Source organism: Petralouisia muris (genome assembly GCF_004793545.1).
Classification (GTDB): domain Bacteria; phylum Bacillota; class Clostridia; order Lachnospirales; family Lachnospiraceae; genus Petralouisia; species Petralouisia muris.
Genome location: NZ_SRYA01000001.1, coordinates 21109 through 34056, shown reverse-complemented (window position 1 = coordinate 34056; position 12948 = coordinate 21109). Strand labels below are relative to the sequence as shown.

General features: G+C 44.9%; 16 protein-coding genes and 1 other RNA gene. 16 read left to right on the top strand and 1 reads right to left on the bottom strand.

The annotated features are described in order from the left end of the window. Positions 1-70: 70 nt before the first annotated feature. The 16 genes from E5329_RS32470 to E5329_RS00100 all read left to right on the top strand — a co-directional run bounded on the left by E5329_RS32470 (position 71) and on the right by E5329_RS00100 (position 11430). On the top strand, positions 71-301 hold the full coding sequence (locus tag E5329_RS32470; protein ID WP_135987565.1) for a hypothetical protein: 231 nt from the start codon (positions 71-73) through the stop codon (positions 299-301). Between the two features lie 98 nt (positions 302-399). Beyond that, complete coding sequence (locus E5329_RS32465) at positions 400-669, top strand: hypothetical protein (protein ID WP_135987564.1); 270 nt, start codon at positions 400-402, stop codon at positions 667-669. Positions 670-730: 61 nt separating this feature from the next. Continuing rightward, positions 731-889, top strand: coding sequence for a hypothetical protein (locus tag E5329_RS29555; protein WP_168356462.1), 159 nt, complete (start codon positions 731-733; stop codon positions 887-889). A gap of 6 nt (positions 890-895) precedes the next feature. Then, the gene (locus tag E5329_RS00155; protein ID WP_135987563.1) at positions 896-1255 is read left to right on the top strand and encodes a DUF6033 family protein; all 360 of its coding nucleotides are present in this window, start codon (positions 896-898) and stop codon (positions 1253-1255) included. Between the two features lie 103 nt (positions 1256-1358). Further along, positions 1359-2057 (top strand): FlxA-like family protein, encoded by a 699-nt coding sequence (locus tag E5329_RS00150; RefSeq protein ID WP_135987562.1) that lies wholly within the window; start codon positions 1359-1361, stop codon positions 2055-2057. A 124-nt stretch (positions 2058-2181) separates the two neighbouring features. Further along, positions 2182-2853: a hypothetical protein gene (locus tag E5329_RS00145; protein ID WP_275442871.1), complete on the top strand. Its 672-nt coding sequence runs from the start codon at positions 2182-2184 to the stop codon at positions 2851-2853. A gap of 44 nt (positions 2854-2897) precedes the next feature. After that, positions 2898-3623: a hypothetical protein gene (locus E5329_RS00140; protein WP_135987561.1), complete on the top strand. Its 726-nt coding sequence runs from the start codon at positions 2898-2900 to the stop codon at positions 3621-3623. Positions 3624-3704: 81 nt separating this feature from the next. Then, positions 3705-4051: a transfer-messenger RNA gene (gene ssrA, locus E5329_RS00135) on the top strand. A gap of 72 nt (positions 4052-4123) precedes the next feature. Beyond that, entirely contained in the window at positions 4124-4264 is a 141-nt protein-coding gene (locus tag E5329_RS29550; protein WP_168356461.1) for a hypothetical protein, read from the top strand. A 50-nt stretch (positions 4265-4314) separates the two neighbouring features. Then, the gene (locus E5329_RS00130) at positions 4315-4959 is read left to right on the top strand and encodes a hypothetical protein (RefSeq protein ID WP_135987560.1); all 645 of its coding nucleotides are present in this window, start codon (positions 4315-4317) and stop codon (positions 4957-4959) included. Positions 4960-5139: 180 nt separating this feature from the next. Further along, positions 5140-5817: a response regulator transcription factor gene (locus tag E5329_RS00125; protein WP_135987559.1), complete on the top strand. Its 678-nt coding sequence runs from the start codon at positions 5140-5142 to the stop codon at positions 5815-5817. Beyond that, positions 5814-7283 (top strand): sensor histidine kinase, encoded by a 1470-nt coding sequence (locus tag E5329_RS00120; RefSeq protein ID WP_135987558.1) that lies wholly within the window; start codon positions 5814-5816, stop codon positions 7281-7283. The genes E5329_RS00125 and E5329_RS00120 overlap by 4 nt, the downstream gene beginning before the upstream one ends. A gap of 134 nt (positions 7284-7417) precedes the next feature. Next, positions 7418-8143, top strand: coding sequence for a DUF4352 domain-containing protein (locus E5329_RS00115; protein ID WP_135987557.1), 726 nt, complete (start codon positions 7418-7420; stop codon positions 8141-8143). 115 nt (positions 8144-8258) lie between these two features. After that, entirely contained in the window at positions 8259-9185 is a 927-nt protein-coding gene (locus tag E5329_RS00110) for a chemotaxis protein (protein ID WP_135987556.1), read from the top strand. 293 nt (positions 9186-9478) lie between these two features. Further along, positions 9479-10192 carry an IMP cyclohydrolase gene (locus tag E5329_RS00105; protein ID WP_135987555.1) on the top strand — a complete coding sequence of 238 codons (714 nt, stop codon included), beginning with the start codon at positions 9479-9481 and terminating at the stop codon, positions 10190-10192. A gap of 62 nt (positions 10193-10254) precedes the next feature. Continuing rightward, positions 10255-11430, top strand: coding sequence for a phosphoribosylaminoimidazolecarboxamide formyltransferase (locus E5329_RS00100; RefSeq protein ID WP_135987554.1), 1176 nt, complete (start codon positions 10255-10257; stop codon positions 11428-11430). Between the two features lie 126 nt (positions 11431-11556). On the opposite strand, the gene E5329_RS00095 is transcribed toward E5329_RS00100, so the two are convergent. Further along, positions 11557-12924, bottom strand: coding sequence for a tRNA(Met) cytidine acetate ligase (locus tag E5329_RS00095; RefSeq protein WP_168356460.1), 1368 nt, complete (start codon positions 12922-12924; stop codon positions 11557-11559). Positions 12925-12948 lie beyond the last annotated feature (24 nt).

Genomic DNA, 12948 nt, shown 5'->3' with positions numbered 1-12948 from the left:
CGGGGGTTCGGCGGGAAAACTCCTTTGGGTAGAATTAATCGACCATTGCAGCAGAGAAGAAACAGAGCTTATGATACTCCATGAGAAAATACATATCCGTCTGGGGCATTTGTGGTTTTATTTTTTGTGGGATTTGCTGCGGTGCCTGCTTTGGCCCAATCCCTTCCTCACCTTATGCACTGGATATTTCAGGCAGGATTTGGAGGATATCGGGAATTTAGGCGGCGCATCCGTAATATTATGGCTTTTCGGCCTTACCAACAAGCCGGAGCTGTCTGTCTTAGCGGGATCTGCCTGTTAACTCTGACAGGGATGCTTGCCTTTGTATCTTATAGTTCCTATCCCAGGTATACGGAACTGGATCAATATATACTGGTGAACGCCCAGGGAAACAAGGTTTTGAACGATGACAGTGAAGCTCTGGAACAGGTCGTTTTCAGAGACAGACAGAATGTATATATTGAACCGGAAGCGATGGAGGAGCTGCTTACAGAATATGGGATTTGGGAACGTACTTTTTATCTGGGATTCGGCGGATTTATGAAATTGCCCGGCATGAGAGGCGGCGTTTGCTGCGTTTTTGTGGATTACAGAGAAGGGCAGGGCGGCCTCGTGATTCCCTATGAAGAACAGAAAGATTTACTGAACAGTATTTTAAAAGTATTGTAGCGGGTAAACCGCATGCAGCCAAATGATGATTCGGTCAAAGTGAAGAATGGAGGTAGGAAAGATGGCGGTAAAGGTTGGAAACAGCTGGGTTACAGAAGAGGCGTACGCCTACGCCAAGGCAAAACAGGCAGAACCGAAGGAAGGAAAAGCAATGTTGTCACAGCTGTCAGAAAAATTTCCGGATACGGATTTTTCTACAAACACAGCTTCCTTTTCCTGAAAAGGCGTGAACAATATTGCGATATCGCCAAATATCTTAAAAGAGATGGAACAGAATCCGGAGAAACAGTTGGATTATGAGGCATTGATTTATGATTGCGCAAATCTGCAGAAAACTTTGCCTGGAACTTTTCAGAAAAATGGAAGCAGGCTGCAGGCTTTTGGGTTTATTATAGACAGCAATGGCGGACTCGGAGCATGGAGCATTTCTAAATCACCAGGAAGTAAGGAAAAAAATGCGTTCCAGTGCATGCTGCCCAGACAGGATAAGAAGAGTTGGGCGTCGCGGATTGTTCCGAAAAAGAAGGAATCCCAGCGTACAGCCAGAAACAAAAGAACTGGCAGCCGGTTAGACGTGCAGGTATAAGCAAGGGACGTTGCGGCGGCTTACGGAGGGATTTACGTTCCTTACCTTATGGTGAGCAATGGTGAAAGTATAAGAAGAATCATTTTAGACAGGGAGGAAGAAAATGAAGATTAATGGAAACAACGGAATCAACAGCATGGCAGGGCAAAATATTTCTCAGACAACCGATGCAGTGACCAAAAGCCTGCTAAAGCAGATCGCCGATGCACAAAAAAGCCTGCAGGAACTTGCAGCCGATCAAGAGATGAGTGCAGAAGAAAAAATGAAGAAGCGCCAGGAGCTGCAGCAGAAGATTACCGATTTGAATAACCAGATCCGCCAGCGTCAGATTGAATTGCGGCGGGAAAAACAGCAGGCACAGAAATCTGCAAAGCAGGGAATAGAGAAAGAAAGGCAGGGAGAAGGGGAATCAGCGTCGGGATTTGGCATGTCAAAGGCAGGCATGGAGGCCCTGGTATCTGCAGACACTGCCATGAAGCAGGCAGAAACTTATGGAAATACAGCAGAGCATTTAAAAGGAGAAGCAAGAGTTCTCCAGGGTGAAATCAAGTTGGATCAGGACAGGGGCCTGAACGTGGAAGAGAAGGAAGGAAAATTTGCCAAACTGGAAGAACGGATTCAAAAAGCAACGGCTTCTCAGGTTGATACATTGGAAGAAGCCGGCCAGAAAATGAAAGAGTCAGGGGAAGAGGAGCGGGAAGAAAAGCTTAAGAATCCTTCGGAAAAAGCAGAAGAGAACAAGAATGAGGATGAGAAGGATAAAGTAAAAACCAGCGGCAGGTTTGTAGATATCCAGTTGTAAATGATAAGATATTTTATCGCATTGTCCGTTAATAATCAGGACGGTTGTGACGAAATAAAGATAGAAGAAAATGGTAAATTCGTTTTTTCATCCGGGGCAGTACAGGAAAGTGCAGGTGATTTTTATGAATATGTTTACAGTTAGTACAGGAAGCCATGTTGCCGGCAGTTATCAGGCAAAAAGCATTTTTGCCGGAAGTTTGCCAGGTCTACATAATAGTATGTTAAAGAGCACAAAAGAGAAAATGGAACGGCAGCAAAAGGCAGGAAATGAGATTGCATTCTGGGAGAAGCAGAAAGAAAATCTGAAGCAGAAGGAATGCGGCACCGTAGAAGAAATTGCCGAGAAGCTGGAATTACTTCATAATTATGAGGATGAGATTGCGGCAGTTAAGGCGGCTTACAATAAGGAACAGATGTCTCATATTCTGGATGAGGCAGAAGAACAGGGCAAGAAGAACGCCGAGGCAGCCAAGAAGCTGGAGCCCAAGACGCCGGAAGAAAGACAGGAAGAAATGGCGGAGGAAGCTTTGGGCACCGAAGAGAACGAAAGCATTCTGGACGAAATGCTGGACGAAGTGTCAGAGTCTATGAAAGAGGTTCAAGAAGAGCTGCAGGAGACTCAGGAGCAGATGGCAGAGGAAATAACAGAAGAAGCTGCAGAAAGTATGTCAGAGCAGCTTGATATGCAGAAAGAAAATATTGAGGAGAATTCCGAAGAGCTGCAGCGTTTGCGGAGTATGTCCAAAAGAGAAAATTCTGTAAGCATGTACCAGAGATTTGATATGAGGGTATGATTGTCTGAAACATGCCGAAAAATAATTTGCGGAGAGAATATGTCATGAAAAAAGTATTGGATTTTATCATTGTAATCGTTTCATTGGTGGCAGCCACATTTGTGTTCAGCGGATTTAATATGGAAGGGATTTTGCTGAAGATGAATCAGCCGGAATCCATCGGCAGCCAGGAAATAGAAGCAAATCCAGGCATTGCCTATATGGGATATCCTGCAGGAGAAGGAATTCCGGAAGTGAAGAGCCAGTCAGAATGGGAGGAAGTGCTGAATGATGTGGATTACGTCAAAGTGGTTCCGAAGTCCATACAGAAAACCAATGTTTACAGCCTGGCAGATTGGGCAGATCCTTTCCGCAGACGGCGAAACGGAGCAGTTGGCAGACAGAAACCGACGGTGAAACAGTCGCCAATAGATGTTTCTTTGGATTATGTTCCCTACTATATTCTGGAATTGGAGGATGGAAGCAAAATTCTGGCCCAGGTCAGCCAGAATACGGCAAAAGCCCTTAAAAAAGGAGAAACAGACGCAATTCCTATCGGGAGGAAACATGGATTTTCCCAGGGAGCAAAAAACATGCTGGCAGACATTTGCCAGGAGAACCAGGTTTCCACAGAGTATATTTGGTATGCGATTGACAATGAATGGCAGGAGAAGCATTCCTTTGAAATCCTGATTGGAAAAGCAGTGGTGGCAGTGGTGTTTTTCTTTGTGCTGGCGGTTATTTTGGAATTGCTGGCGGATAAGATTTTCGGAAAACGGAAAGAATCATAATTTCCGGCTAGCGGAAAAAATCCTTGACAAAAAGTAAGGATGAATTTATAATAGATGGAAGCTAGAGACATCAGCGAACCAGGGGTTGTACTGGTTTCGACGGGGGTTGTGCAGCTATGGAAGCCATTGGCGGCTCCTGACCGCCTCAACAACGGGAACAATAAATATAAACGCTGAAGATAATTTAGCAATCGCTGCCTAGTTGCAGCAGTCGGCCTTAGACCACCCACAGTTTAAGCAACCGGCTTCGACGATGTGGGAAACGACGTATGCAAAGCTTTGCGCATGCGGGCGTATGATGAAGCTACTGAAACCGGAAGCCTGTCACTCGGCGTTCGGCAGAGGGAATGTCAAAGGAATGACTGTAATGGGAGACGCCATAGTGAATTGACTTTCGGACAGGGGTTCGATTCCCCTCAGCTCCAGTTAGACGAATTAAGACGAACTTTTTATTCCATTCGGAGAAGCTATGAAAATCGGTTTTTCCCGCAAGATAATGTATGATTCCGCGAACAGCGGTCAGCCGTCACTGCTACAATGTGGCGGCTGTTTCTTTTTCTGAAAAATCTGGAAAAACCGTCTTTGCCCGGTATCTGCCGGCAGGGGCAGGCGATTCCGGCTTGTCAAAGGAAGAAGGATAGAATATAATAACGGTAAAGAACGGTACAGGCAGAATAAGGCAGGGTAAAATATGGAAAAGAACAGTATCACAGTGGAAGGAATTACATTTACGGATCCGGAAGAAGTTCGCAAGGCGCTGCATGAAGCGGAAAACATAAAATATGTCAAGGAAAAACTGGATATGGACAATCCCCGGATGGTACAGGAAATGTACCGGAAGCTGACAGAGGAACAGGTTTTTGAGACTCCGGTAGGAAAGATGTATTTAAAACAGCTCAGGGATTATCTTACCAGAGTGCAGGAAAATTCTAAGAATGGTTTGGAATCGGTATCGGCGCCTGAAAGGAAGCAGGTGCAAAAGGCTGTGCAGGTAAGAAAAGAGAATTCTGCGCCTCTCTCTGGCGAAGAAGAAATGGCAGAGTGGTATGAGGAGAGTTTGGAACAGGAGAAGCAGAAACGCCGTGCAGCTGAGTTAAAGCAGCGGCGGACGGAAGAGAGACTGAAAAGCAGCAGGGGGATGCTGCGGTTCAGTATCGCAGTCAATTTCTTTCTGCTCCTTGTGGCAATCGGAATGATTGTGATTACGCTGCTGGATAACAGTCCGAATATCATCAATTATGAGAATAAAATCATCAATCAATACACAGAATGGGAACAGGAGTTAAACGAGAGGGAGCAGAGAGTGAAAGAAAGGGAGCAGGAATTGGATCTGTAGAACAGGGAGCAGGAATTGGAACTGTAGAACAGGGATCAGGGAAGCGATAAGGAAATGCTTGTCTGTAAGAAGCCTGGATTAGCAGAAAGTGCGAAAATATTGGGTTTTTCACAGATTTTCCATAATTACATGATACCATGTGGATGATTATTATTGATGGAAGCGAGGGTGTGAACGTAAATGGAGAAGCTGAAAATATTGGTAGTGGATGATGAGAGCCGGATGCGTAAGCTTGTGCGGGATTTTTTGGTGAAACAGGATTTTGAAGTGGTGGAAGCGGAAAACGGAGAAGAAGCGTTAAATATATTTTATGAGCAGAAAGACATTGCGCTGATTATTCTGGATGTAATGATGCCTAAATTCAACGGATGGGAAGTGTGCAAGGAAATACGGGAGAATTCTAAGGTTCCGATTATTATGCTGACGGCAAAGGGAGAAGAGAGCGATGAGTTGATGGGATTTGATATCGGCGCAGATGAATATATTTCCAAGCCCTTTAGTCCCAAGATTCTGGTGGCCAGAGTAGAAGCCATTTTGCGGCGCACAGGGAAGAAGGATGAAGAAACCCTGGAAATCGGCGGAATTCTCATTGACCGGCTGGGGCATCAGGCTCTGGTGGACGGGAGAGAGATGGAATTAAGCTATAAGGAATTTGAATTGCTTACTTACTTCATTGAGAACAAAGGAATCGCCCTCTCCAGAGAAAAAATCCTGAATCATGTCTGGAATTATGATTATTTCGGCGACGCCAGAACCATAGATACCCATGTAAAGAAATTACGCAGTAAATTAGGAGAGAAAGGGAATTATATCAAAACTATCTGGGGCATGGGTTACAAGTTTGAGGTAGAATCATGAAATATTCTATTACAGGTAAGCTGACAGCTATTATGCTCAGTATCGTTGCCGGCACAGTGTTACTGTGCTGGTTTATTAATACATCCCTTTTAGAGCCTTATTATGTGAAGGATAAGCAGCAGAAGCTTCTGGATACCTTTGAAATGGTCAACAGCGTCAGTATGTCAGAGGAAGGCTGGACAGAAGAGTTTGCGATACGTCTGGAAAAGCAATGCTCCAACAGCAATATTACCAGAATGATTATCAGTTCTGACAGTACCATTATAGATTCCAATGTAGGGGACAATGAAACATTGCTGCTGCAGTTTCTGGAACTGGTTTTTCGGAAAGATAAAAATGCTGAGACGCTCTTAAATACCGAACAATATATGGTGGAAAAGACCACAGATAAAAGGCTCAAAACAGAATATCTTGTTTTATTGGGAAATCTGCCGGATGGAAATTTTCTCCTGATGCGCACAGCCCTTGAGAGCATCAAAGAAAGCGTGGACATTGCCAATCGCTTTCTGGCTTATGTAGGGGTTACGGCAGTAATTCTCTGCGCAGTGATTATTTATGCGGTAACACGCAGAATTACAAATCCTATTCTGCAGCTTGCGGAGATATCAAGCCGGATGACGAATTTAGATTTTGATGCAAAGTTCCAAAGCAAAGGAAAGAATGAGATAGATATACTGGGAGAGCATATGAATCAGTTGTCGGAAACGCTGGAACAGACCATTTCCGAATTAAAAAGCGCAAACAATGAGCTGAAAAGAGATATTGAGAAGAAAACGGAAATAGATGAGATGCGCAAAGAATTTATTTCCAATGTTTCCCATGAACTGAAAACGCCCATTGCATTGATTCAGGGTTATGCGGAAGGGCTTAAGGAGTGTATTAATGATGATGCGGACAGCCGGGAATTTTATTGTGATGTGATTATGGATGAAGCGGATAAGATGAATCAGCTTGTGAAGAATCTCCTTACTTTAAACCAACTGGAATCCGGCAGCGACCAGATAGTATTCGAGCGGTTTGATCTGATAGAAGTAATTCGGGGCGTCATCAACGCCACCGCTATCTTGCGGGAACAGAGCGGTATTGCACTGCAGATGCATGGCAATGAGCCGCTGTATGTCTGGGCGGATGAATTCAAGACCGAGCAGGTGCTGACTAATTATATCAGTAATGCCATTCATTATGCTTCCGGTGAAAAAAGGATAGAAATATTTGTACGGCCCAAAACAGAGACTGTGAGGGTGGAGGTCTTTAATACAGGCAATCATATTCCCGAAGAAGAACTGGAACATATCTGGGATAAATTTTACAAAGTGGATAAGGCCAGAACCAGGGAATATGGCGGGAATGGGATTGGACTGTCCATTGTAAAGGCAATTATGGATTCTTTTCACAGGGAGTGCGGCGTCAGCAACGAAGAAAACGGCGTAAAATTCTGGTTTGAACTGGATTGCAGAAGCCAGTAGCCTGACATATATTTCCAGGTTTCTGAGAACGGAAAAGAAAAACAAGAAATTGTGGTTGCCCTATGGAATAAATAATGGTAAAATACAAGATAGAGAAACAGGAATATGCTTTAGCATAAAAAGGAGACATACTTATGAAGAAATTCATAAAACAGGGATCAGTTCTGGTGGCTGCAGCATTGCTTCTTGCCGGCTGCGGAGAAGAGATGGTCCCATTAACAGAGAGTGAAGCAATGGTTATTGTCAATTACTCTGCCGGAACCCTTGCAAAACATAATACTCATCAGCAAGAAGGAATGGCGGCAGTGTACCCGAAGGAAGAAGAGGAAGAGGAAATCCCGGCAGAACAGGATGAGAAGAAACCGGAAGAACAGATCGAGAGCAGCGAAGAGCAGGGAGGCGGAGAACAAAGCGAGGCGTCCGGCTCAGAGGACACGGCGGTTAACGCAGTTACCATGACGGAAGCTTTAGCGGTTCCGGGTCTGGAATTTTCTTACAAGGATTATTCTGTCAGCAATTCTTATCAGCAGGGAGATTATTTTTCACTGGATGCGAAGGACGGAAATACATACGTAATATTGAATGTGAATATAACCAATACAGGGGCAGAAGCGGTGACCTGTGATTTGTTAGGAAAACAGCCAATTTTTACGTTGAAGATAAATGGAGAATCCGGAGTGAAGAATGAGGTCACCATGCTGGAGAATGATTTGTCTACTTATATCGGTACGTTGGAAGCAGGACAGACTGTTGCGGGAATTCTGATTTTTGAAGTGCCGGCGGCAAACGCAGAGAGTATTTCATCTATTCAGCTCATGCTGCAGATGAATGAAACGACAACTGAGATAAATATGAAATAAATTTTGAATAAATTGAAAAAACATTATATATTTTTCAGAAAGTATGTGCTATAATGTAGGCAAAGCATGTTTGAACATTGCACGGAAATATACCGGAGAGGAGAGAGTTACTATTATGGATACAAATATTCTTTTGGAGAATGGAACAAATGAGCTGGAGGTATTAGAATTTACATTAGCTGGAAATCATTACGGTATCAATGTAGCGAAAATACGGGAAATCTTGACATATCAGCCCGTTACTCCGATTCCTAATGCACATCCAAGTGTGGAAGGTATATTTATGCCAAGAGATACCATGATAAGTGTAATTAATCTGCGCAATTGTCTGGGACTTCCAGATATTGACAGAGACGGATTATTTATCATTACTAATTTTAATAAGCTGAACATTGCGTTCCATGTGGATGAAGTATGCGGCATCCACAGGCTTTCCTGGGCAGACATTATAACTCCTGACGCTACCATTAATATAGAAGAGAATGGAGTGTCCACCGGAGTGATTAAACTGGAAGATCGATTAATTGTAATTTTAGACTTTGAGAAGATTGTAACGGATATCAGTCCGGAGACAGGCTTACAGATTTCTGATCTTGATGATTTGGAAGAGCGCAATAGAAGCGATTCCCCGATTATGGTAGCCGAGGATTCTCCGCTGTTGTCTAAACTGATTACAGATTGTCTGAAGAAATCAGGATATACTAAGCTGAATGTGAACAACAACGGGCAGGAACTTTGGGATAAACTTTGTGATTTCAGGAAGTCCGGGGATTTGAATGACAAAGTACATATGGTAATTACGGATATAGAGATGCCGCTGATGGACGGACATCGTCTTACCAAGCTGATTAAAGAGGATGATGACCTGAAGCATATCCCGGTTATTATTTTCTCATCTCTTGTAAATGAGGAAATGAGACGTAAGGGTGAGATGCTGGGAGCAGACGCTCAGCTGACCAAACCGGAGATCGGCAAGCTGGTAAATGCAATTGATGAGCTTCTGGACAAGAGAAAAGAATTTCTGGCGCAGAAACAGGAATAATACAGCAGTAGAATAAAGTGATAAGATATCCTTGAAGAGAGGAACAGCGCTATGATATTTTCAGATACATTCTAAGGTAAGGGCTGCCGAAGGGAAGAACAGTAACAAGTTCTTCCCTGTTTTACTTGTAATGGGAAAAAGTACATGGTAGAATGGGCATAGGGCATCCTAAAATTAATTGAAAAAAGGAAATTTTTCTGATGCGGGTTTTGCGGAAAACATTTTCAAATATGCCCTGAGAACGGCATAATTAAAAAAATCAAAGACATCAAGCATAAGGAGGATACCAAGGAGTGAATAAGTTATCGTTGGAAACAGAGTTAAAGGGTAATTCATATCCGGGAAGGGGAATTGTAATTGGAAAGTCCAAAGACGGCAGGTATGCGGTGACCGCCTATTTTATTATGGGAAGAAGCGAGAACAGCAGGAACCGTATTTTTGTGGAGGATGGAGAAGGCATCCGTACCCAGGCCTTTGATCCGTCTAAGCTAAGCGATCCCAGTTTGATTATCTATGCGCCGGTGAGAGTGCTGGGCAATAAGACAATTGTAACAAACGGGGATCAAACAGATACCATTTATGAATTGATGGATAAGCAGCAGACCTTTGAACAGTCTTTGCGTACCAGAGAATTTGAGCCGGACGCGCCCAACTATACCCCGCGGATTTCCGGTATTATGCATGTGGAGCATGGCAGCTACAATTATGCAATGTCTATTTTAAAGAGCAACCACGGAGAACCAGGTTCCTGTAACCGCTATACTTTTGCCTATGAGAATCCATCAGCCGGGGAAGGGCATTTTATCCATACTTATATGGGAGACGGGAATCCGCTGCCCAGTTTTGAAGGAGAGCCGAAGTTGGTGGAATTGGACGGGGAGATTCATGAGTTCGCCAGGAAAGTTTGGGACAGCCTGAATGAAGAGAATAAAGTTTCCCTTTTTGTGAGATATATTGAGATTGAAACAGGGAGCTGTGAAACTGTTATTATTAATAAGAACAAGTAAACCTGCCTGTGTCTGAGCAAGCGAGGCATACAATACGGAAAAGATACGGAGTGGAGGGAATTATGCAGGAATTAGAATTGAAATACGGATGTAACCCCAATCAGAAACCATCCAGAATCTATATGGAGAAAGGAGAGCTTCCTATTAGAGTGTTAAACGGCAAGCCAGGCTATATTAATTTTCTGGATGCTTTCAACGGATGGCAATTGGTCAAGGAATTGAAGAAGGCCACAGGGCTTCCGGCAGCTGCTTCTTTTAAGCATGTTTCACCTGCCGGGGCTGCAGTAGGACTGCCTTTAACGGATGTGGAGAAAAAAATTTACTGGGTGGATGATATGGAAGAATTTACTCCTCTTGCCAATGCATATGCAAGAGCCCGAGGGGCAGACCGTATGTCGTCTTTCGGAGATTTTATTTCTCTGTCTGACGTCTGTGACAAAGCCACGGCTCTAATTATCAAACGGGAGGTTTCTGACGGCGTAATTGCACCGGGATATGAGCCGGAGGCGCTGGAGATTCTGAAAGCCAAGAAGAAAGGGAATTACAATGTCATAGAGATTGATCCGGATTATGTGCCGAACCCTCTGGAACGGAAGGAGGTATTTGGCATTACCTTTGAACAGGGCAGGAATGAGTTAAACATTGACAGTGATTTCTTTGGCAATGTGGTAACAGAGAACAAAGAGATTCCGGAATCTGCGAAAATTGATTTGGCAATTGCCATGATTACCCTGAAATATACGCAGTCCAATTCGGTATGTTATGCCAAGGGCGGACAGGCCATCGGCATCGGCGCAGGACAGCAGTCCAGAATCCACTGTACCCGCCTTGCCGGACAGAAGGCGGACAACTGGTTTCTGCGTCAGTCTCCCAAGGTGCTGGGATTGGAATTTGTAGACGGCATCGGTAGGGCTGACAGGGATAATTCCATTGATCTGTATATTGGAGAAGATTATATGGATGTTCTGGCAGACGGCGCCTGGGAGAAGATATTCAAGGTGAAGCCGGAGATATTTACCAGAGAGGAGAAGCGGGAATGGTTGGATCAGATGAGCGGAGTGGCGCTTGGTTCCGATGCATTTTTCCCATTTGGCGATAATATTGAGCGGGCGCACAAAAGCGGCGTTGCCTATGTGGCGGAACCAGGCGGTTCTATTCGGGATGACAATGTTATTGAGACCTGCAATAAATACAATATGGCAATGTGCTTTACTGGAATCCGGCTATTCCATCATTAGAAAGGCGTGTTAGCAGGGCGTTCTGCCTCTAAAATGTTGGGCGGCAAAAGCAGGAGAAGAATTATCGTTCAGCATGCAGAGAACATAAGGTTTTGCGTCTGCGCTTATGGGCATGCGGCAAGATTCCTACAGTAAAATTAGAGGCTGCTTAAAATCATTCTGCAGACTGTTGTCTCCCCTGGCAGTCAGGCCGATGCGGTACAGGTCAGAAGCCGTCAGATCCAGGGAAAAGAGACGTTGGGTAGGAGAGGCAGTGAAACGATGGGGCAGCGGCAGATATTCCAGAGAAGTGCTTGAACTTTTGCCGTCCCATAGGGAAGCCGGGCTGGTGATAAAGGGCAGGCTTCCCTTTGCTTTTATGGCCGACAGCAGAGGTACGGCTTCTTTGCGAAAGCCCAGCGCCCGCAGGTAAGAAGGTTGGGGAAAGGTTTGGTAATCCTCTCCGTAAATATTCAAAATGGCATGCAAAAACACCCGGCTTAAGCGGGTATAGGTGAAGTTTTTGCTTTTTAAATGACTGCAAAAGCTGCTCCAGGAAAGAAAAGCGCCAGATTCATGCTTCATGCGCCGGGCAAGATCTGGAGAACTGTCTGCATAGCTGGAAAGTTGCTCTGAGGATTCTGTAAGCAGCTTATAGTGAAGCAGCAGGGAGAAATCATTTTCCTGCAAAAAGGGGTGGGGATACGCCAGTAAGATGTCGGAAGCGGCTTTTGGCATGGAAGTATCCAAATCAGGCAGAATTCGGCGGCGCAGCAGTTCCAGACGGCCGGGATTATGGGGACAGCCGGCTTTTGATTCTGCGTCTGGAATGATATTTTCTGAGAGGGAATTCGTTTCTGCAATTCTGGCCCGTATGGCTGAGGCGGAAGAAAATGTCTGTCCCGGCGCAGTGTCGTGGTAGGATTGCCCCCGGCGCAGCAGAGGACAGGGAATAATCCCAGAGCAGCGGCGGGACAAAGCTTTCAGGTATTCCAGAGCCAGTATATTGTTTGGAGAAGCCAAGATTTCTTCCGGTTTGGCGTATGTGGGATGCTGCTCCATAAAACAGGTTTTTAACGCCTGGGCCCGTGCGGCAGGAAATGACAGTCCCTTTTTCAATTCCTGCTGCAAAGCATCCCGGAAGGCTTCCGGCTCCTGGCAGAGGATATCTGCAATTTCCTGCAGGAAACCAAAATCTTCCGTTTCCGTGCCGAATCCCAGGTGCGTTACCACGCCGGTGCTTTCCAGTAAAGCAACGCCGCCGCTTGCAAAATATTCTGCGCTGGCACAGGCATAGAGCGCAGGCAGTTCCAGTACCAGATCTGCGCCGCAGCTTAGAGCCATTCGGGTGCGGCTGTATTTGTCCATAAGGGCAGGCGCACCCCGCTGGACGAAATTTCCGCTCATGGCAATGATGACGTAATCGGCGTTTGTTTCTTTTCTCAAAGTTTCGATCTGATAAGCGTGTCCTTTGTGGAACGGGTTATATTCTGCAATAATTCCAAGTACATTCATGAGGTCTCCTTTCTTTGGGGGCAG

Coding starts and splice junctions, on each gene's coding strand:
- E5329_RS00150 (WP_135987562.1), top strand. CDS start 1,359: ATGAAGATTAATGGAAACAACGGAATCAACAGCATGGCAGGGCAAAAT.
- E5329_RS29550 (WP_168356461.1), top strand. CDS start 4,124: ATGATTCCGCGAACAGCGGTCAGCCGTCACTGCTACAATGTGGCGGCT.
- E5329_RS00130 (WP_135987560.1), top strand. CDS start 4,315: ATGGAAAAGAACAGTATCACAGTGGAAGGAATTACATTTACGGATCCG.
- E5329_RS29555 (WP_168356462.1), top strand. CDS start 731: ATGGCGGTAAAGGTTGGAAACAGCTGGGTTACAGAAGAGGCGTACGCC.
- E5329_RS00115 (WP_135987557.1), top strand. CDS start 7,418: ATGAAGAAATTCATAAAACAGGGATCAGTTCTGGTGGCTGCAGCATTG.
- E5329_RS00125 (WP_135987559.1), top strand. CDS start 5,140: ATGGAGAAGCTGAAAATATTGGTAGTGGATGATGAGAGCCGGATGCGT.
- E5329_RS00095 (WP_168356460.1), bottom strand. CDS start 12,924: ATGAATGTACTTGGAATTATTGCAGAATATAACCCGTTCCACAAAGGA.
- E5329_RS32470 (WP_135987565.1), top strand. CDS start 71: ATGATACTCCATGAGAAAATACATATCCGTCTGGGGCATTTGTGGTTT.
- E5329_RS00120 (WP_135987558.1), top strand. CDS start 5,814: ATGAAATATTCTATTACAGGTAAGCTGACAGCTATTATGCTCAGTATC.
- E5329_RS00140 (WP_135987561.1), top strand. CDS start 2,898: ATGAAAAAAGTATTGGATTTTATCATTGTAATCGTTTCATTGGTGGCA.
- E5329_RS00145 (WP_275442871.1), top strand. CDS start 2,182: ATGAATATGTTTACAGTTAGTACAGGAAGCCATGTTGCCGGCAGTTAT.
- E5329_RS00110 (WP_135987556.1), top strand. CDS start 8,259: ATGGATACAAATATTCTTTTGGAGAATGGAACAAATGAGCTGGAGGTA.
- E5329_RS00100 (WP_135987554.1), top strand. CDS start 10,255: ATGCAGGAATTAGAATTGAAATACGGATGTAACCCCAATCAGAAACCA.